The organism is SAR86 cluster bacterium (assembly GCA_023703675.1).
In the GTDB taxonomy this organism is placed as follows: domain Bacteria; phylum Pseudomonadota; class Gammaproteobacteria; order Magnimaribacterales; family AG-339-G14; genus AG-339-G14.
Window position 1 is genome coordinate 503,840 of record CP097974.1, and the last position, 19,200, is coordinate 523,039.

The 19,200-nt window shown below is 32.0% G+C and carries 18 protein-coding genes and 1 tRNA gene; 11 read left to right on the top strand and 8 right to left on the bottom strand.

Annotation, left to right across the window (positions count from 1 at the left end; genetic code table 11):
- A complete protein-coding gene (gene dcd, locus M9C82_02525) occupies positions 1-570 on the top strand; it encodes a dCTP deaminase (protein URQ74022.1) in 570 nt (189 codons plus the stop codon).
- Here the strand turns inward: dcd and M9C82_02530 are convergent.
- Genes M9C82_02530 through purM form a run of 3 tightly spaced genes read right to left on the bottom strand, consistent with a single transcriptional unit; the run spans position 551 to position 2,886 of the window.
- Positions 551-1,252, bottom strand: coding sequence for a hypothetical protein (locus M9C82_02530; GenBank protein ID URQ74023.1), 702 nt, complete (start codon positions 1,250-1,252; stop codon positions 551-553). The two genes, dcd and M9C82_02530, sit on opposite strands and share 20 nt — an antisense overlap.
- Positions 1,197-1,841, bottom strand: a complete 645-nt coding sequence (gene purN, locus M9C82_02535) for a phosphoribosylglycinamide formyltransferase (GenBank protein ID URQ74024.1) — start codon at positions 1,839-1,841, stop codon at positions 1,197-1,199. Before purN ends, M9C82_02530 begins: the two co-directional genes overlap by 56 nt.
- A 7-nt stretch (positions 1,842-1,848) precedes the next feature.
- Positions 1,849-2,886, bottom strand: coding sequence for a phosphoribosylformylglycinamidine cyclo-ligase (purM, locus tag M9C82_02540; protein URQ74025.1), 1,038 nt, complete (start codon positions 2,884-2,886; stop codon positions 1,849-1,851).
- Positions 2,887-2,933: 47 nt separating this feature from the next.
- Between purM and M9C82_02545 the strand changes: the two genes are divergently transcribed.
- Genes M9C82_02545 through M9C82_02555 form a run of 3 tightly spaced genes read left to right on the top strand, consistent with a single transcriptional unit; the run spans position 2,934 to position 5,158 of the window.
- Positions 2,934-3,935: a hypothetical protein gene (locus tag M9C82_02545; protein ID URQ74026.1), complete on the top strand. Its 1,002-nt coding sequence runs from the start codon at positions 2,934-2,936 to the stop codon at positions 3,933-3,935.
- Entirely contained in the window at positions 3,936-4,481 is a 546-nt protein-coding gene (locus tag M9C82_02550) for a CDP-alcohol phosphatidyltransferase family protein (GenBank protein ID URQ74027.1), read from the top strand.
- A gap of 2 nt (positions 4,482-4,483) precedes the next feature.
- Entirely contained in the window at positions 4,484-5,158 is a 675-nt protein-coding gene (locus M9C82_02555) for a DnaA/Hda family protein (GenBank protein URQ74028.1), read from the top strand.
- Here the strand turns inward: M9C82_02555 and sppA are convergent.
- Positions 5,145-6,881 carry a signal peptide peptidase SppA gene (gene sppA, locus M9C82_02560; GenBank protein URQ74029.1) on the bottom strand — a complete coding sequence of 579 codons (1,737 nt, stop codon included), beginning with the start codon at positions 6,879-6,881 and terminating at the stop codon, positions 5,145-5,147. The genes M9C82_02555 and sppA overlap by 14 nt on opposite strands.
- Positions 6,882-6,923: 42 nt before the next feature.
- Here sppA and M9C82_02565 point away from each other — a divergent pair, with 42 nt between their 5' ends.
- Positions 6,924-7,364: a TlpA family protein disulfide reductase gene (locus tag M9C82_02565; GenBank protein URQ74030.1), complete on the top strand. Its 441-nt coding sequence runs from the start codon at positions 6,924-6,926 to the stop codon at positions 7,362-7,364.
- Here M9C82_02565 and M9C82_02570 read toward each other — a convergent pair.
- A complete protein-coding gene (locus tag M9C82_02570) occupies positions 7,345-8,157 on the bottom strand; it encodes a peptidoglycan DD-metalloendopeptidase family protein (protein ID URQ74031.1) in 813 nt (270 codons plus the stop codon). The two genes, M9C82_02565 and M9C82_02570, sit on opposite strands and share 20 nt — an antisense overlap.
- Positions 8,129-9,481: an exodeoxyribonuclease VII large subunit gene (gene xseA / locus M9C82_02575; protein ID URQ74032.1), complete on the bottom strand. Its 1,353-nt coding sequence runs from the start codon at positions 9,479-9,481 to the stop codon at positions 8,129-8,131. Before xseA ends, M9C82_02570 begins: the two co-directional genes overlap by 29 nt.
- Before the next feature lie 36 nt (positions 9,482-9,517).
- Here xseA and M9C82_02580 point away from each other — a divergent pair, with 36 nt between their 5' ends.
- Genes M9C82_02580 through M9C82_02595 form a run of 4 tightly spaced genes read left to right on the top strand, consistent with a single transcriptional unit; the run spans position 9,518 to position 14,109 of the window.
- A complete protein-coding gene (locus tag M9C82_02580; protein ID URQ74033.1) occupies positions 9,518-10,399 on the top strand; it encodes a DMT family transporter in 882 nt (293 codons plus the stop codon).
- Entirely contained in the window at positions 10,396-12,162 is a 1,767-nt protein-coding gene (locus M9C82_02585) for a DUF1446 domain-containing protein (GenBank protein ID URQ74034.1), read from the top strand. The genes M9C82_02580 and M9C82_02585 overlap by 4 nt, the downstream gene beginning before the upstream one ends.
- A gap of 2 nt (positions 12,163-12,164) precedes the next feature.
- Positions 12,165-12,959: an enoyl-CoA hydratase-related protein gene (locus M9C82_02590; GenBank protein ID URQ74035.1), complete on the top strand. Its 795-nt coding sequence runs from the start codon at positions 12,165-12,167 to the stop codon at positions 12,957-12,959.
- Between the two features lie 4 nt (positions 12,960-12,963).
- Positions 12,964-14,109 carry a saccharopine dehydrogenase NADP-binding domain-containing protein gene (locus M9C82_02595; GenBank protein ID URQ74036.1) on the top strand — a complete coding sequence of 382 codons (1,146 nt, stop codon included), beginning with the start codon at positions 12,964-12,966 and terminating at the stop codon, positions 14,107-14,109.
- Here M9C82_02595 and M9C82_02600 read toward each other — a convergent pair.
- Complete coding sequence (locus M9C82_02600; protein URQ74037.1) at positions 14,106-16,025, bottom strand: ATP-grasp domain-containing protein; 1,920 nt, start codon at positions 16,023-16,025, stop codon at positions 14,106-14,108. The genes M9C82_02595 and M9C82_02600 overlap by 4 nt on opposite strands.
- Entirely contained in the window at positions 16,022-17,653 is a 1,632-nt protein-coding gene (locus tag M9C82_02605; GenBank protein ID URQ74038.1) for an acyl-CoA carboxylase subunit beta, read from the bottom strand. Before M9C82_02605 ends, M9C82_02600 begins: the two co-directional genes overlap by 4 nt.
- A gap of 89 nt (positions 17,654-17,742) precedes the next feature.
- Here M9C82_02605 and M9C82_02610 point away from each other — a divergent pair.
- Together M9C82_02610 and M9C82_02615 are read left to right on the top strand one after the other, a co-directional pair.
- Positions 17,743-17,818, top strand: a tRNA-Val gene (locus M9C82_02610).
- A gap of 66 nt (positions 17,819-17,884) precedes the next feature.
- Positions 17,885-19,189, top strand: coding sequence for an alkaline phosphatase D family protein (locus M9C82_02615; protein URQ74039.1), 1,305 nt, complete (start codon positions 17,885-17,887; stop codon positions 19,187-19,189).
- The last annotated feature ends 11 nt before the right edge of the window (positions 19,190-19,200 follow it).

Sequence of the window (19,200 nt, forward strand, 5' to 3'; positions counted from 1 at the left end):
ATGAGCATAAAATCGGACAGTTGGATTAAAAGGAATGTTTTAGAATCAGAAATGATAAATCCCTTTGAACCTAATCAAGTTAGAAAAAATAAAGATAACAAAAAATTAATTTCTTATGGACTATCTAGTTATGGATACGATGTTAGATGCTCTGAAAAATTTAAAATTTTTACCAACATAAATTCAGCAACAGTAGATCCAAAAAATTTCGATCCAGATAGTTTTGTAGATTTTGAAGGTCCTGAATGCATTATTCCTCCTAATTCGTTCGCTTTAGCAAGCACGATCGAATACTTTAAAATTCCAAGAAACGTTTTAACTGTGTGCTTAGGAAAGTCTACTTATGCTAGGTGCGGTATCATTGTAAATGTGACACCTCTTGAACCAGAATGGGAAGGCCATGTAACTTTAGAATTTTCTAACACAACTAGTTTACCAGCCAAAATCTATGCAAATGAGGGAGTTGCTCAAATGTTATTTTTCGAATCAGATGAGACTTGTGAAGTCAGTTACAAAGATCGAGGAGGCAAATATCAAGGACAAAAAGGAGTTACTCTTCCAAAGGCCTAGATTGGTCAAGCTTCCAAACCGCAGTTCTAGATCCAAAATCATTGAAAATCTTGTAGGTTGTTAAATATTCATCGTCCTTAAACCACAGACTGTAAGCTCTATCATCATCTCTAATTTCTGTTATTTTAAACGACGGTGGATCGTTTTCTTCATCGTTAAATTCCGTCGTGAACTTTTTTGATTTTATTATTCCTTTGTCCAAAAAATAATAATTATTGATTAAAGGAATTTTATTTGTATCCAAATCAAATTTTAATTGAAGTTGGAGAGTTAAATTTCCATGCAAAGGATTATCAAAACTAAACTTTCCTGATTTTTTATTAAAGACGTATTCAACTACTTTATTTTCGTGATTAATTTTATACTCTTGTTTTTCTTTTCTTAATCCACCTAAAGCTCTCAAGTTCCTTTGCATCTCAATCAGATAAATCTGATCGTTTTCTATGTAAAAGACTGATTTTTGGTAGAAATTAAATAGCGAATGTTCAGCTTTCGATTCCATTGACCAATATTTATTGTCAATTTTTTCTAACGACTCTACAACTTGTGCTCCGTCGGTGGAATAAAAATTTTTATACTCAGTTAATGAAAAACCTAAAGCGTGCAAATTAAAAACTAACAAGAGATTAAAAATAAAATTCTTTACCGTCAGGATATTCAATATTGTCGATTTTAAGCTCATTATTTTTAAATTCTAGACGTTTGTTTTTTATTAGACTACAGATTAAAGGTAAAAGTTTGTGTTCTATTTTGTGAACTTTTGCTTCTAAAAGGTTAATTTCATATTCTTTTATTTTGAATTTACTAAATCCAATTATTTGTCCTGTATCCAGACCCTCATCCACAAAATGCACTGTAGCTCCATGATGAGAGTCTTTATTTTCAATAACTTTTTGATGCGTATTTAAACCAGGATACTTTGGGAGTAAAGAAGGATGAAGATTTATTATTTTTCCCTCAAATTCTCTTAAAAATTCTTTGCTTAAAATTCTCATATATCCCGCTAAAACGATTAAATCAAAATTGAAAGTTTTTAGCTTATTTAAAACAGCAACATCAAATTTTTTTCTATCATCGAAAGAAGCGGGATTAATAGAGAAAAATGGTATGTTACTTTTTTCAGCTCTTTTAAGAGCATAGGCATCAAGTTTATTTGAAAATACAACTGAGACATCAATAGAATCTTCATTATTCAACTTTTTAGTATTTAAAAGACTTTGCAAGTTAGAACCGTTACCAGAAGCAAAAACTGCAATGTTAAAAGAATCCATTTTCTTATTAAATAAATTTAATTTTTGGTTCTTCTGTTTTTCGCGTCACATTCCCTAAAACACGAAATTTTTGTTTAAGTTTATTCAAATTTATTATTGTTTTCTTTAAGTCTTCTTGTCCAATTATAATAATCATTCCATATCCGCAATTAAAAGTTCTTAACATTTCAATATCTGTCAAAGCCGACTTTTCCATTAAATAGGAGAACAATTTTTTATGAAAGAAGAATAAATCTTTTTTAGATAATTCAAAACTATATTTATTTGGCAATATTCTTTCTAAATTACCTATCAATCCACCTCCGGTAATATGTGCCATATTTTTAATCTTAACTTTATTTGAAAGTTTTAAAATTTCATTAACGTACAATTTTGTTGGTTTCAAAAGTGTTTGTCCTAAAGAGGAGGAGCCAAATTTATCATTTAAAAAAATTTTTTTACGCTTTATGAGTTCTCTAACTAAAGAAAAACCATTTGAATGAAGTCCAGAAGATTTTAGTCCTACTAAAATATCTCCTGACTTTAATTTTTCTTTTTTTAAATTCTCTTTCTCAATTATTCCAACAGAAAAGCCTGCTAAATCGTATTTACCTTTAGGAAAGTTTTTTGGGTGTTCCGCTGTTTCTCCTCCAATAAGAGAACAATTAGACTCTCTACATCCATTTGCTATGCCAGAAATTATCTCCTTAGATTTTTGCAAATTAATTTTATCAGTTACTAAATAGTCTAAAAAAAACAGTGGTTCTGCTCCGGAAGTTATAAGATCGTTTACACACATTGCCACTAAATCAATTCCTATTGTTGTATGATTTTTCATCATTTCAGCTATTTCAATCTTTGTGCCAACTCCATCAGTAGAACTCACTAGAACAGGATTTTTATATTTTTTTGGTATTGACATTAAGGAGGAGAATCCACCAATTTCGTTTATAACTTCTTTTCTAAAAGTAGCTTTGGCTATTGGTTTTATTTTTTCTACTAGCTTGTCTCCCTTTGCTATATCAACGCCAGATTTTTTGTAGGAGATTTTTTTTCGTGAGGACAATTTAAATTAAACTAACGGTTTATTTAATCATTATAATTGAAACTAAGATGTTTCAATTAAATATTTCATTTAGGATTTTTTTATTTGTTATTTTCTTCTCAGGAATTATTCATTCATCTCTTCCAGATCAACATGAATTCATAATAGATGTTTCTGATACAAATCAAACTTCTTACTTTGACGAAGCTTTAAGTTCTTCCATCCTTAAGATTCTTGGAAATCAAGAAACTTATGTAAAAAATAAACAGTTTTTTAATTCTATCAACTCAAAAGAATTCATAAAAGAATATAGTTCTTTTGAAGAAGAGGGCATAAAAAAAAATAGAATATTAGTAGACGCAAAGTTATTGAGAAGTTTTCTTATATCAAATAATTTCAATGTCTCATCAGAAATTCAAACCACTTTAACCGTTTGGTTTTTATGTGATAGGGACTTAACTTCATTAAGCTCATTTAATAAAGTCAGTAAAAAATGCAGTTCAATTAAGGACAAGTTGACCCAAGTTTCTAATGAAAGAAACGTGAAAATTATCTTTCCAATATTAGACTCTAAAGATTTAGTTTCATTTAAAATAGCTGACAAAGCCAAAGATAACGATTTTCTATATCTTTCTAAAAGATATGTAGGAGATAGTTTTTTTTACTGCAGAGTAACAATAGAAAAGGAAAGTTGCTATGTGCCAATCAAATCCCAATTAAATTCAAATTTAGATTTTTCAAAAAGTTTAAATCCAGTTAAAGCTTTGAATATGGTGATTGATGGAGTATTGAAGCAATATATTTTAAAAATTAACTCCAAAGATCCTATTCCTTACAATATCAATATCAAAAATATATCTAACTTAGATGAATATAGATTTGTATTAAGTGAACTTGAAAAGATAATAATTCTTTCAGATTTAAAAATAAATTATTTATCATTTAACGAAGTTAACTTATCTTCCTTGTTAATCGGTAACTACAAACAATTAGAAAAACTTTTTTTCAATTACCCATTTCTTAGATTGGAAAGTCTCGAGTCTGATAAATTATCATTAATTCTTGAATAGATGCTTAATTTCCTTCCTAATTTTATAACTCTTTTTCGTTTTTTTTTGGTTTATCCCATAGTGATAAGTATTATTGAAAATCAGTTTTTATTAGCAATTATTTTTTTTATACTTGCCGGAATATCAGATTTTTTTGATGGTTATCTAGCCCGAAAATTAAAAGCTACATCAGAATTTGGTATGATTGCTGATCCCATTGCCGACAAAACGTTAATCATTGCAACTTTAATTTCTTTAACCATTGCAGGTAGAGTTGATCTTTGGATTGCCTACTTAGTATTAGGAAGAGATATGATTGCTGTAGTTGGCTTCATATTAGCTACAATTCTTCTTAGTCCATACAAGGTTAAAACTCATTTCTCAGGAAAACTTTATACAACTTTTTTATTAATTTTTCTGGGTTTAGTGATTCTTTCTTCTGCTAATTTATTTAATAATTCATTTGTAAATTTAATAGTAATTTTTGTACTTATTATTTCTGTCTTTCTTAGTTTATTTGACTATTTTAGAGATCCAGGATTTAGTCTTTATAAAAAGATTTTTTAATAATGGAACAGCAAACTTTAAGTCTAAAATTTGAGGAATCTATGCAGCTAGATGATCTGAAATCATGTAGTTTCTTTCGAGAGATCTCAATCAGATGTGAAAATTTTTTAAAAGGCGATGATCATTTAGCTATATTTTTGGGAAAAGAGGATATTGCAAAATCTTTTTTCTTTTTTGCCTTTTACAATTATTTAAATATTAAACACAAATGTATTTATTTCTCTCTAAAAGAGAGCATTCTGCCGATAAATCTTAAAATTGAAGATGGAGAGATAGTTTTTATCGATGGATACAACCACCTTTTTAACTCAGAAGAAGGGGAAAAAAAACTTTTTAATTTATTTAACTCATCTAAAGAAAAAAATATAAAAGTTTTCTTTAATAATTCATTGCAAGGACCTCAAGAAATGAAGTTAGAAGATTTAAACTCCCGATTATCATCGAGTTTGCAAATAGATTTCCCTGTCTTATCAGATAACGACAAAAAAATTATAGTCATTAACTTTTTAAAAAAAAGAGGTCTATTGATGAACGAGCAGTCGATCGATTATATTCTTAAACGATACTCAAGAAATCTAAATGATTTGATAGAACTTTCCATTAAACTTGACAAAATTTCATTAGAACAAAAGAAAAATATAACTATTCCTTTAATAAAAGAATTTACAAGCCTTTAATGCATTCTAAGCATATGAGGTTTAATTGAAATGGAAATGGCTTCTGTTTATTCAGAATATTTTTCATAGTGTAACCAAATTTTTCAGTGTTAAAAAAGTTTGCGTAATTAAAAAAAATACCTGAAAAATACTTTTCAATCTGATCAAAATAGTTTTTTTCACTCTCAATAATTTCAATAGAATAATCTTTTACATTAGCCAATTCGGCCAGTCTATCTAGTGCATTTCTTTGAGAACCTATTTGATCAATTAATCCTATTTCTTTAGCATTATTAGCATCCCAAACTTTTCCCTGCGATATTGAATCTGTATAGGTTCTATCAAGGGCTCTTCCTTTAGAAACCAAATCTAAAAAATCTTGATATGCAGAATCTACAAGGTTCTGCAGGAGTAAATTAGAGTTTGCATCCGGCTTCTTGATCAAAGATGGATTGAAACTTGTAGTACTTATCCCATCATAATTTATACCTACTTCGTTCAAACTTTGTTCGAAATTTGGAACTGCAGTCCATACGCCAATTGACCCCGTTAAGCAAAAGGGAGATGCCCAAATTTCATTTGCGTCAGCAGATATCCAATAACCACCAGAAGCTGCAATGTCCGCCATGGATATAATTATTGGTAGACCATTTTTTTTAAGCTCAAGAATTTCTTGCCTTATACTTTCGGAGGCAAAACCACTTCCACCAGGTGTGTTGAGTCTAATCAATAACCCCGCAAAATCTCCATTCTTAACTTTTGAAATTAATCTAGCAAAATGTCCATTGGAGAGATTATTTTCATCATAGTCACCATCTACGATTTCTCCTTCTGCATTGATAATAGCTAACTTATTTGAACTTTCAGGCAAGGAAATTTTTTCAAAATAATCTAAGAAGTTTAAATAATACTTTCGATTACCATCTGATAGGTTGAGAAAGTAATCTTCTAGTTCAATTCTATTAAGAACTTTATCAGCCAGTCCCAAAGAAACAGCCAACTCTGATCCGTTCTTAGCAGAAGAAACTAGACTACCAATATCATCAATATAATTTTGGATACTTATTTTTAATAAATCTTCTCTATTCAAAGAAACAATCTTTACCCAATTCTCCCAGAGAGATCCAAGAAATCTTTTTGACTCAATCTTTGTTGATTCGGTCATTGAATCATTCGTAAATATTTCTGAAGCAGATTTATATTCACCCGCGACATAAGTATTAATGTCTATTTTGTATTTCTCTAATGCATCTTTGAAATAAAGTCGAAAATCTTTATAGCCTTCAATGTAAACTAGTCCAAACGGATTGATTAAAATTTCATCAGCAAAGGATGCCAATAAATATTGATGTTGGAAGAAAAAGTCTCCATAACTAATTACTTTTTTCCCAGTCGCTTTAAAGTTTTCTAAAGCCTGACCAATCTCTAGAGCATCAGTTGCCGATAGACTCATCATCGAGGAATCTATCAAGATTATTTCAATCTCGTTGTCTTCTTGAGCTGTTTCAATCACATTTATGATTTGAAAAGTCGATAAACCGGTATTGAAATCAAAAAAATTACTATTACTAGAAGATTGAGAAGTGCCATCGAGAACAAGAATTGAGCTTTTTTTATCGATTGAAGAGTTTAAAAAGGGCGCTATTAAAAGTCCTAAAAAAACCAATAATAAAATAATTACGAAAATTGAATTGACTAGTACTTTTCGAAAAAAATCAATTCTATTTAGAATATTTGTGAACATATTAAATATCTTACTACTTAGTTAGGGTAAAATTTATCAATAATGAGAAATTTTATTATCTTAGTCACTTTTATACTTTTTGTCGGATGCGGTGCTAATGATTTAACTTTCCACAAAATTAGTGGAAAAAATATTAATGATTTGTCAGGCAAATGGACGGTTATTAATTACTGGGCAGATTGGTGCCCTCCATGTATAAAGGAAATTCCTGAATTACATGAACTCGATAAAAATTTTGAAAAAATACAAGTTTTTTTGTTTAACTTTGATAGATTACAAGGAGATGAGTTAGAGGAGCAATTGGTGAGATTCAATGTAAGCCTCCCAGCACTTATAACCGATCCTAGTAATTTTTTCGATATTGATGTTCCAGACGCGCTTCCAGTTTCTTTTATCATAGATCCGAATCTGAGTTTATCTTTAACTCTCAAAGGACCGCAGACTAAGGAATCTATTTTAGAAGCTATAAATTATTCTGAATAAAAACTTCTGGATCTAATTTTTTATTAAGCAATAAAACTTCAAAGTGAAGATGTGGCCCGGTAACTCTTCCTGAACTTCCAACAAAACCGATTAAATCTCCTTTCGATACCTCATCATCTTTTTTAACAATAGATTTATTAAGATGTGAATATGAAGTTTTTAGATTTTGAGCATGCCCAAGAAGAATAAAATTCCCCCTGTAAAAAAAATTTTCTGAGAGAAGGACTTTCCCATTAGCAGCTGCATATACCGGTTCTCCTAACTTTGCAGCAATATCTAGACCTAGATGAGGGTTTTTTCTAACATTGTTTATAAATCTCTTTACACCATATTCGCTTGAGACAATTCCTTTTGTTGGTGAAAGTAGAGGTAAATTTAGTTTTGACGAGGAATATTTTTTTTTAAGTGCATTAATATAAAGATCTCTTTCAAGATTAATTCTTTCTAAATTTTCTTTACTAAGTTGATTAAATTTTTTTTCTTTTATTACAATTCGAGACTCTCTAAATTCTTTATTTTTTATTGTTAATCCAATATTTTCTATATCTCTCATATCAAAGTTGTAAGCAATTGGCGCTATTATTCTTAAGTCTTTACTTTGACCACATTCAAAATATTCAAAATCAATTAAATCTAGGTTCACATTTTTCTTTTTAATATTTATAAGACCACCAGGTACAAGATTTTGCTCAGGGAAATTACAATTTTGATAAATTGGTATCAAGGAATTACAGCCAACTATTAAAAAAGAAACTACAAAAACACTAATCAGTTTTTGTAACTTTGGATTCAAAAGAAATCTCAGAAGCTTTAGTTGAAATGACATCACCTAGATTTATATCCTTTTTTGATCTAATAATTTTATCAGTTTTTTTATTTTTGGATATTGAGTACCCTCTTGATAGAACATTGAGAGGGCTTAAAGAGTTCATTTCACCCACAACACTTGAAAACTTTTCTAGTCTTAGTTCTACAAAAGATTGCATTGCTTTATTCATTAAATTTATGTTTCCCTCTAGTTCTTTTTTAATAACAAGGATTTTATTTGCAGGGTTTGATTTCAGTAGGTCAGAAAAAGAAAAATCAATAACATTTTTATAGTTAAGAAAATTTTGAAACATTTGCTTTTTTAGGAGATTTTTTAGTTCGTCCAGTTTTTGATTATTCTGATAAATCTTTGTCTTGGGGTTAATGAGACTTTTATTCACGACATTTAATTTATTTTCATAGTATGAAATTTGATTTTTCAACGAATTGACTAAAATTAAAATTCCATCTTTCAAGTCAGATTTTTTTTCTACAAAACCTTCACTGATAATCTCTGCCGCAGCAGAGGGCGTAGGAGCTCTTAAATCCGAAACAAAATCACATATAGTGAAATCTGTTTCATGACCTATAGCACTTATAGTTGGTATGTTTAATTTAAAGATTTCCTTAGCTAATTTTTCTGAATTAAATGACCATAGATCTTCTAAGGAGCCGCCACCTCGAGCAAAAATTATGATATCGAGACTTTTTAATCGATGTAATTCATCTATTTTTAAAATTGCATTAAGAAGACTGTCTTCTGAACCGTCGCCTTGAACTAGCGAGGGTATTAAAGATACTTCTATCAATGGCGCTCTTCTACTCAATACGTTTCTTATATCTTCTATTACAACTCCACTAGTAGAAGTAATAACTCCAATATGCTTTGGAAGGAGGGGGATCTCAAGTTTATGAGATTCTTCAAAGAAACCTTCTTTGTTAAGTTTATTTTTTAAAATCTCGAAATTTTTTAAAAGAACTCCTTCTCCAGCATATTCGATTGAATCGACTTGGAATTGATAAGTACCTTTTGCGAGATACATGGAGATTGAACCATTTAAAATTAACTGGTCACCATCGATGGGCTGCATATTTGCGGAACTATTTCTAAATCTAAACATAACGCACTGAATTTCTGAACTATCATCTTTAATTTTAAAATACCAATGACCTGAATCGTAAGACCTAAAATTACTTACTTCGCCTTTTATCCATACTGCAGAGTAATTTTTTTCGAGAAGTCTCTTTGCAGAGTTATTTAGTTCAGATACAGATAAAATATTAAAATTATTTTGATTAGAATTCGGCATTAATGCAGTATAAACAATTCATATTTTTTTTATCAAATGAATAGTAAATTTTTACCAATTCTTGCAACTTGCATTGGTGGTTGTCTCATAGGGCTTGCTCCAATTTTTGTTAGATTTAGTGAAATAGGACCTTCCCTTACAGGATTTTATAGATTTGTATTTGCAACAACTTTAATTTTAATTTATGGACTTATTTCTGGAAAATTAAAATTTTTAAAATTTAGAGAACTTTTAATTGTTGCTATTCCTGGATTATGTTTTGGAATTGATATTACATTTTGGCATTCTTCAATAACTATGACGTCAGTTGCCAATGCAACTTTGTTCATAAACACTGCACCTTTGTATGTTTGTTTATTTGCTTTAATTATTTTTAAGGAAAGATTAAATTTCTTATTTTTAGTTGCTTTAGTTTTATCTTTTTCCGGAATTTTAATTATGACAACTTCAGCCTCCTCATTTTCAGGTGATTTTTATTCACTTGGAAACTTCTTGGCCCTTCTTGGCGCTTTTTTTTATGCTGGATATCTATTATCAGTTAATAAGTTATCTGATCGATATGATATTTTTAATCTAATTTTTTATTCTTCTCTATTTGCTTGTATTCCATTAGGTATGGGAAGTTTATTAGAATTAGATAGACCATTTCCAAGCTCCTATTTAGGCTGGAGTAACTTTTTAGGGCAAGCAATATTCGTTCAAATCATGGGGCAAGGACTAGTAATTTATGGTCTTTCTAAAATTAAACCTCAAATATCTTCTTTACTCTTACTATTTCAGCCAGTGACGGCAACAATTTTAGGAGTTTATTTTTTTTCTGAAACTTTATTATTAGGCCAATTCATAGGTGTTATCATTCTTTTGATAGGCATTTATTTTGCTGGTTTGAGTGAAAGATTAAATAGGGGTAATCAATGAGTAAAGAAATGATAAGAATCGCAAATTGTAGTGGTTTTTATGGAGACAAATTATCGGTTGCTAAAGACATGGTTGAAGGAGGACCTATCGATGTTTTAACTGGCGATTACTTAGCCGAACTAACAATGACAATTCTTTACAATCAAAAAATGAAAAGAGGAGAGAATCATGGTTATGTTGGAACCTTTATAAAACAGTTCAAAGACGTAGCTAAAATAGCTCAGGACAAAAATATAAAAATTGTTACTAATGCTGGCGGACTTAATCCAAAATCGATGGCTCATGAAATTGAAAATGTTATAGAAGAATTAAATTTAAATTTAAAAGTTGCATACATAGATGGCGACGACTTAATTCCTATGATGGATAAGTTAACTGACCTTGGCGAGAAGTTCTCAAATTTAGACAAAGATTTAGAATTAAAAGATTATTCAAAGAAACCCATTACGGCTAATGCATATTTAGGAGCCTGGGGAATTAAAGAAGCTCTTGATAATGGGGCTGATGTTGTTGTTTGTCCCAGGGTAACAGATGCGGCAGTTGTGATCGGCCCTTCTGCATGGAAGTTTAATTGGTCAAGAGATCAATATGATGAATTGGCTGGAGCACTTGCAGCTGGTCATATTATTGAGTGCGGAGCTCAAGCTACAGGAGGAAATTATTCGTTTTTCCAAGAAGTACCAACATTTGACAATATTGGATATCCCATTGCAGAAGTTTATGAAGACGGAAGTTTTGTAATAACTAAACATGAAAATACTGGCGGATTAGTTTCAGTTGGAACTGTTACAGCACAATTACTTTACGAAATTGGCTCACCTGCATATTTAAATCCCGACGTTATAAGTCATTTTGATACCTTAAAGATTACCCAGGAATCTCAAGATAGAGTCTTGGTTCAAAACGCAAGAGGTAGTAGCCCTCCGAATACGCATAAAGTTTGCGTTAACTTAGTCGGCGGTTATAGAAATGGAATTGAATTATTACTTACTGGATTGGATATTAATGAAAAAGCAGAGCTAATAACTGATCAAATTTTCAAATCTGTTGGTGGTAAAGAGCAATTTGATAAAGTTGACATTCAGTTACACAGAACAGATAAAGAAAATCCTAACTCAAATGAAGAAGCGCAAGCATTTCTCAGAATTGATGTGATGTCCTCTAACCCGGAGCTTGTGGGAAGACTCTTCAATGCAAAAATAATTGAACTTGCATTGGCTAATTTTCCTGGTTGGACTGGAAGAAGTGGGGTAGTACCCAATGGACCTTACATAGAATATTGGCCAACTTTAGTTAATAGTAAATATGTTAAAGAGCGTATTCACATTGGGGATAAAGTTATCGACATTACTCCAACAAGTCAGTTAGGTCTAGAAGAAAAGTACTATCAAAAAGTACCTTATGAAAATCCAGAACTTGAGATTCAAAGCTTTGAAGAAGATTTTTTTGGAAAAATTTTTGGAACTAGATCGGGAGATAAAGGGGGTTGCGCTAATTTAGGTGTCTGGGCAAAAACAGAAGATGCATACTCCTTTTTATTTGATTTCTTAACAGTCGAAAAATTAAAAGAACTTCTACCTGATTTAGAAAAATTTGACATAGATAGATATGAATTACCAAATATATTCTCTTTAAATTTTTACGTTCACGGGATTCTTCAGGAAGGCGTATCTTCTTCAACTAGAATGGATGGCCAAGCTAAATCATTAGGAGAATACTTGAGGGCCAAAAAAATTAATTTTCCCAAACAATTACTAAAATAACTATGACTGAAAAAAATCTATCTTTAAAAGGCTTAAATTTTCAGGCCACTAAAATCGAAGAAAAAAACAACATACTGACTATTACCCTTAGTCGTCCAGAAAAGAAAAATGCGTTAAACAATGTAATGATGAATGAAATTTGTTATGCGCTAGCATATGCAAAACAAGAAAGATCTATAAGAGTAGTAATAATTGCTGCTGAAGGAGATATATTTTGCGCTGGAGCTGATTTAAGAAGGGAGGAATCAGAGTCAAACGTTCCAAAACTTGAAGGTTCAGATGATATTAGTTTGATGTTAAGACATTTGTATAAACCTGTAATTTGCAAAATCCAAGGCTCTGTCTTGGCTGGTGCGCTGTTAATGGTTACTAACTCAACTCATGCAGTTGCAGTTCAAGAAGCAAAATTTTCTGCACCAGAAATTTTAAGAGGTTTATGGCCTCATATGGTTATGGCTGGATTATTTAGAGTCATGCCTAAAAGGGCGGGACTAGATTTCGTGATGAGAGGCCAGTCTATAGATGCAAAACAAGCAAAAGAATGGGGTCTAATAAACGAATTTGTCAGAGCCGAAGAACTAGATGATTATGTAAATAAACTTTCAGAAGAATTGGCAAGTCTCGCACCTGGAACTATGTCATTTGGGTTAGAGGCTTATGAGAAACAAGACGCTATGGCATTTGACGAAGCTTTGCCTTTTTTGCAAAAACAAATAGCAAAAACTTTTGAAGGTCCTGATGCCAAAGAGGGCATTGCAGCATTTTTAGAAAAAAGAAAACCTGATTGGGATAAATAAAAAAATGAGAGTTTTAGCGCTTGGCGGCAGCGGAGGAATGGGAAGGTTCTCATCATTTGCTATTTCTTCTAACCCAAAAATCACAAAAGTGACCATAGCTGATTTAAATGAATTAAGTGCTATAGAGTACGCCAGTAATTTTGACGAAAGGTTTTCAGGCGTCGGAATAGATGTATCTGATAAAGAAAAATTGGAAAAGCTGATGCAAAATCACGATATTGTTTTAAACACAACCGGTCCATTTTTTAAACTTGGTGTTTCAATTTTGAAGTCTGCCATAAATTGTAAATGCCACTATTTAGACATTTGTGATGATTGGGAGCCGACACTAGAAATGCTCAATCTTAATGATGCGGCTTTGAAAAATGGCGTAACTGCCATCATCGGCTTAGGAGCAAGTCCAGGCATAAGCAATTTATTAGGTTTGAAAGCAATGAAAGAACTTGACTCTGTTAGTTCTATTATTACTGGATGGGATATGAGCAGTGCTAAACCCGAAGACGAATCTTCTCAATCTGGAACTAATGCAGCAATGGAACATGGATTGCAACAAGTTACTGGAGAAATCAAAATTTTTAAAGAAAAAAAATTTCAGAACACTAAACCTTTAGAGAAAATGTCTATTAATTACCCTGGTAGAGGTAACTTCAATGTTTATCTTTTTGGACACCCAGAAGCTATTTCTTTCCCTCATCATTATAAAAATATAAAAGATTCATTTAATGTTTGCCATGGTTCTAAAGAAAGTAACATTTACATTATAAAAATCTTGAGGTGGTTTGTGGATAGAAAAATTATTAGTTTTAAATCCGGAGCACTTTTTTTAGAATGGCTAGAGAGAAATTTTGGAACAACACCATCAATTGAGAAACAAACTAAAGGATTGCCAGCAATTTATGGACTAGCGCAAGGAACTAAAAACCAAAAAGCTGCAACAGTAGCTGTTACTTTATCTAAAGAAGAATTAATTAATCCATGGGGAATGGGAGCGATAACGGGTTTTCCTCTTGCTTTTGGGTTAGAGCTATTCTTAGAGAACAAAATCAATCAAAAGGGTGTTTTAGCGCCAGAAGGAGCTATAGAACCTGATGAATTTTTTTCTTTATTAACTGATCACCCACTCGAAATATCTAGATCGTGGGAGTATTAATCTAAAACAACTAAAGTTGCTCCATTCTCTACTTGTTCATCCTTTTGAATTAAAATTTCTTTTACCTTCCCATCGCTTGGTGCTACCACTTTATGTTCCATTTTCATTGCCTCAAGAATAACCAAGGTATCACCTTTTTTAATTTTTACTCCTTTTTTTATTTTGATATCAACCACTTTACCGGGCATCGGAGCGTTTAGACCTCCCTCTATAATTTCTTTTTTGGAAGTATTGAATTTTGGAAGCACTTTGAAAAGAACATCACCACTTTTAGATTGAATTAATAGCAAACCGTTTTCAAAGGTAACTTTGCTTCTTATTCTATTTTCATCAATTTCTACGTCTATAAAATTTCTATCCCAAGAAATCATTTTTACCAAATTGCCTTTATCGGTTTCAAAAAATCCTTTTTTGTTATTTTTATACTTTATTGATAAGTTCTCTTCTCCATATTGAAGCTTTACTTCTTGCATTGGAAGTTTGGCGTTGCTCCATCCAGAAGACAAATTTGAAAGCACTTCAGACTCATGCCTATTTTTTCCTTGAATCCACATTGAAGCAGCGATGGCCAAATAATATATTTCTTCTTCGCTTAAATTAATTTCATCATTAATTTTAACTCTTTCTAAGAAATCAGTTGTTGTATTTCCTTTAAGGAATTCTTCTGATCTAAGTATTGAAGTTAAATAATCTCTATTGGTTTTAAGCCCACCAAAATGACTATTTTCCAAAGCCAAAGCTAATTTATTTGCGGCTTCTATTCTAGTTTCTCCGAAAGAAATTATCTTTGCTAACATGGGATCAAAATTCGGAGTAATTTCAGAACCCGCTTCAACTCCTGAATCCCATCTTACGAGCGGATCTTCTGTTGGTTCAAAAGCAATAAGTTTTCCAGTTACTGGTAAAAAGTTATTTCCAGGATCCTCTGAATAAAGCCTAACTTCTATTGAAGACCCAAACCATTCAATATCTTCTTGTGAAAAATCTAATGGTTCTCCATTTGCAACTTTTAATTGTTCTCTCACTAAATCTATGCCTGTAACTTCTTCAGTAACAGGATGTTCTACTTGCAATCTTGTATTTACCTCTAGAAACCAAAATTCTTTAGTTTTTTCATCAAATAAAAATTCAACAGTTCCAGCAGATTCGTATTTAAGTATCGAAGCAATTTTAATTGCTGCTGCACCCATTTTATTCCTAAGTTCTCTGTCGACTACAGGGGAAGGAGACTCTTCAACAACTTTTTGATGACGTCGTTGTATGGAACATTCCCTCTCTCCTAAATGAACAATGTTTCCAAAAGAATCTCCTAAAATCTGAATTTCGATGTGTCTAGATTTAGCAATAAACCTTTCAATAAAAACTCTTTTATCTCCAAATCCTCCTTCAGCTTCTCTTTGTGCTGAAATAATAGACTCTTTCAAATCTTTCTGGGTCTTTACGATTCTCATGCCTTTACCGCCCCCACCTGCAGCAGCTTTTATCAAAAGAGGATAACCAATTTTTTTTGCTTCTTTTGGATCATTTGTCATTGGCAATGTTGGAACATTAGCCTTTTCAGATAATTTCTTTGCTGTTAATTTATCACCCATCTTTTTAATTGCATTGGCCGAGGGACCAACCCATTTAATACCCGATTTAGATACTAAATTTGCAAAATTTGAATTTTCAGATAGAAAACCATAACCCGGGTGAATTGCATCAACATTTGCAGAGGTTGCAATTTTTACTATCCTTTTTGCATCTAAATATGAAGTTTCAAGCCTAAAGGCTTCTTTTGCTTCTCTCACATACGGTGAATTAGCATCTGCATCGGTATAAATTGCAACGGTCCCAATCCCCATTTGATGAGCAGATTCAATAATCCTAGAGGCAATTTCTCCTCTATTGGCAATTAATAATTTTTTAATCGTCATAATCTGAATACACCAAAACCATCAGATCCTTTAACTTTTTTGTTATTTACAACCGATAGACAAATTCCAAGCACATCTCTGGTATCTCGTGGATCTATAATGCCATCGTCACTTAGAACGCTTGTCGCCTTTAAGGCAACTGAAGCCTTGTCGTGTCCTATTTGTTGATTTTTAACAATTTCAGCATCTTTTTTTTCATCAAATTTAATACCTTTCCTAGCAGCTTGGCCTCTTCTCACAATGGACATCACACCAGCAATAACTTCTCCTCCCATGACTGCAATTTTTGCAGTAGGCCACAAGAAGGTAAATGAGTTACCAAATTCTCTTCCAGACATTGCATAAGTTCCAGCGCCATAAGAATTACCAACAATTACTGTTAGATGGGGAACTTCTGAATTAGACACTGCATTTAGCATTTGAGCACCTTTTTTTATAGAACCGTCTTGCTCGTAATCTTTTCCAACCATAAAACCTGTAATGTTTTGTAAGAAAACTAAAGGAAGATTTCTTTTATTACATAGTTGAATAAAATGAGCCGCCTTTTGAGAGGCGTTAGGAAATAACATTCCATTATTTCCTAAAACTCCAACTGGATATCCATGAATAGATATAAAACCACAAATAATTGTCGGACCAAAAAGGGGTTTAAATTCCTCAAATTTTGATCCGTCAGCAATTCTTCCAATGATTTCTCTTATATCGAAAGGTGTTTTTAAGCTTGGCTCAATTAAACCTAAAAGATCTTCCTGATCATGAATTGGTTCTTCAATAGAAAATCTTGGCTTTGTTCCTTCTTTATACCAATTTAAATGAGACATAACTTCTCTTGCAATTCTAATTCCATCTAAATCGTCTTCAGCAAGATATTCTGCAAGGCCTGATTTTTCAGCATGCATCTTGGCACCGCCGATATCTTCTCTTGAAGAAATCTCTCCAGTTGCCATTTGAACGAGAGGAGGTCCCGCAAGAGCAACGTCTGCTTGATCTTTTACAAAAATATTATAATCAGACATTCCAGGTTGATAAGCACCACCGGCAGTAGCGGTCCCAAAAGTAACGGTCACAGTGGGGATGTTTAGTTTGGAAAGTTCAGTAATTTCATAGAATTGTCTTCCAGATTCTGCAAAATGAGTGGTTCCACCTACAACGGCGTTGCTTCTTGGTCTCAAGTCACCACCCGCGGATTCAACAAACTGTATAAAAGGTAATCTGCTATCTCTAGCAATTTGCATGGCGCGCATCCACTTTTTCACTGAATAAAAATGCATGGCTCCCGCAAGCACAGTTGGGTCGTTTGCAAAAATTATGCATTCAATTCCAGCACTAACACCAATTCCTGCAATTGCTCCTCCTCCGACAGGATAATCTGACTTAAATGCCGCAAGTCCACTTATTTCGAGAAATGGACTGTCAGGATCTAAAAAATGAAAAACTCTTTCTCTAACCGGAAGCTTACCTCTTTTGGCTAATCTCTCTTTATGGTGCTCTCCACCTCCAAGTTCAGCTTCGTCAAGCAGAACATCAATTTCTTCTAGCATGGAAAGCATAGAAGATTTATTCTTTTGAAATTGCTCGCTCGATCGGTCTAATTTTGATTCAAAAGGCTGTGACTCAAGTTTAGGCATATTAGTTAAATTGATAGAAAAATATGCCTGAAAAAACTATTTATGTCCATTTAGATTTTATTAAGTCTGGGTATAATACACTCCTCGCAGGGCGATTAACTCAATTGGTAGAGTGCCACCCTTACAAGGTGGAAGTTACAGGTTCAAGTCCTGTATCGCCCACCATAAAAATTTTCTTTTAATTTTTCTATATTTCAAACATTCATCACAATTAAATGTTAGATTTCTCCAATGAATAGATATAGAAGACATTTCCTTAAATTTTTATTGTTATTTTCTTTTGCGCTTCCTTTTAGAATTTATCCTCAACTAGTAAATGTTAATAATGTTAAATTTAAATTCGGAGTCGCAAGCGGAGATCCTACCAATACGCATGTAATTCTTTGGACAAAATTAAATCTAAATATAAAAACAAATGTAAACGTTGCTTGGGAAATTTCTAATGAAAAAAGTTTTAAGAACTTAATATCTTTTGGAAATATTGTTACTGACTATAAAAGTGATTATACAGTGAAGGTCGATGCAAAAATTCCCCCCAGATTTAATGGTAAGAAAGTCTATTACAGATTTAAAGTTGGAAACTCAATTTCAGATGTTGGTATAACTTCAACTTTGCCAAAAGAGAACCCGGAAAAATTTAATATTGCTTTTTGCAGCTGTTCCAATTATCCAGCGGGTTATTTTAATGCTTACCGAGAAATGGCACTAAATAAAGATATAGATTTAGTTCTTCACCTTGGAGATTACCTGTACGAATACGCGTGGGATGGATACGCTTCAGAAAGAGCGATCCAAATGAACAGAGTTGTAGATCCTAATCATGAAATATTGTCTCTTGACGATTATCGAAGACGCCATGCCACGTATAGAAAAGATCTAGACCTTAAATTACTCCACGCAAGTAAACCGATGATTGTGGTATGGGATGATCATGAAATAACTAACGATACTTGGAAGGAAGGGGCACAAAATCACTCTTCAGATGAAGGGTCTTTTAAGAAAAGAAAAGATTTTGCGACTCAAGCGTATTTTGAATGGATGCCGATAAGAGAGAATAAGAATAAAAAACAAATCTGGAGAAATTTTACGGTAGGGAATTTAATTAATTTATTGATGCTTGATACAAGACATTACAATAGAGATAAACAACTCGATATTGAAAAATATTTTGAGACAGATGATTTTAATGAAAAAAAATACAAGAATGACCTCAAAAAACCAAGAAATTTATTGGGTAAAACACAATTAAAATGGGTTAAATCCAAAACCAACAATAAATACAAATGGTCTATATTTGGGCAACAGATTTTAATTGGTCCCAAATATCTTCCTGCAATTTTAAAATTTGTAGATCTCGAAACCATACCCTCATATGTACATAAATATGTAATGCTCGCAGGAAAAAAAATTCCTTACAATACTGATCAGTGGGACGGGTATCCTAAAGAAAGAGAAAAGTTCTTTGAAATCATAAAAAATTCTCAGTCAAATTTGATTTTAGCTGGCGATTCACACATTCATACTATGTATAATTGATTTTCTTTTAA

What these genes read in the sequence shown, in the direction of transcription:
- dcd (URQ74022.1), top strand. Translation starts at nt 1, where the DNA reads ATGAGCATAAAATCGGACAGTTGGATTAAAAGGAATGTTTTAGAATCA.
- M9C82_02530 (URQ74023.1), bottom strand. Translation starts at nt 1,252, where the DNA reads ATGAGCTTAAAATCGACAATATTGAATATCCTGACGGTAAAGAATTTT.
- purN (URQ74024.1), bottom strand. Translation starts at nt 1,841, where the DNA reads ATGGATTCTTTTAACATTGCAGTTTTTGCTTCTGGTAACGGTTCTAAC.
- M9C82_02545 (URQ74026.1), top strand. Translation starts at nt 2,934, where the DNA reads ATGTTTCAATTAAATATTTCATTTAGGATTTTTTTATTTGTTATTTTC.
- M9C82_02550 (URQ74027.1), top strand. Translation starts at nt 3,936, where the DNA reads ATGCTTAATTTCCTTCCTAATTTTATAACTCTTTTTCGTTTTTTTTTG.
- M9C82_02555 (URQ74028.1), top strand. Translation starts at nt 4,484, where the DNA reads ATGGAACAGCAAACTTTAAGTCTAAAATTTGAGGAATCTATGCAGCTA.
- sppA (URQ74029.1), bottom strand. Translation starts at nt 6,881, where the DNA reads ATGTTCACAAATATTCTAAATAGAATTGATTTTTTTCGAAAAGTACTA.
- M9C82_02565 (URQ74030.1), top strand. Translation starts at nt 6,924, where the DNA reads ATGAGAAATTTTATTATCTTAGTCACTTTTATACTTTTTGTCGGATGC.
- xseA (URQ74032.1), bottom strand. Translation starts at nt 9,481, where the DNA reads ATGCCGAATTCTAATCAAAATAATTTTAATATTTTATCTGTATCTGAA.
- M9C82_02580 (URQ74033.1), top strand. Translation starts at nt 9,518, where the DNA reads ATGAATAGTAAATTTTTACCAATTCTTGCAACTTGCATTGGTGGTTGT.
- M9C82_02585 (URQ74034.1), top strand. Translation starts at nt 10,396, where the DNA reads ATGAGTAAAGAAATGATAAGAATCGCAAATTGTAGTGGTTTTTATGGA.
- M9C82_02590 (URQ74035.1), top strand. Translation starts at nt 12,165, where the DNA reads ATGACTGAAAAAAATCTATCTTTAAAAGGCTTAAATTTTCAGGCCACT.
- M9C82_02595 (URQ74036.1), top strand. Translation starts at nt 12,964, where the DNA reads ATGAGAGTTTTAGCGCTTGGCGGCAGCGGAGGAATGGGAAGGTTCTCA.
- M9C82_02600 (URQ74037.1), bottom strand. Translation starts at nt 16,025, where the DNA reads ATGACGATTAAAAAATTATTAATTGCCAATAGAGGAGAAATTGCCTCT.
- M9C82_02605 (URQ74038.1), bottom strand. Translation starts at nt 17,653, where the DNA reads ATGCCTAAACTTGAGTCACAGCCTTTTGAATCAAAATTAGACCGATCG.
- M9C82_02615 (URQ74039.1), top strand. Translation starts at nt 17,885, where the DNA reads ATGAATAGATATAGAAGACATTTCCTTAAATTTTTATTGTTATTTTCT.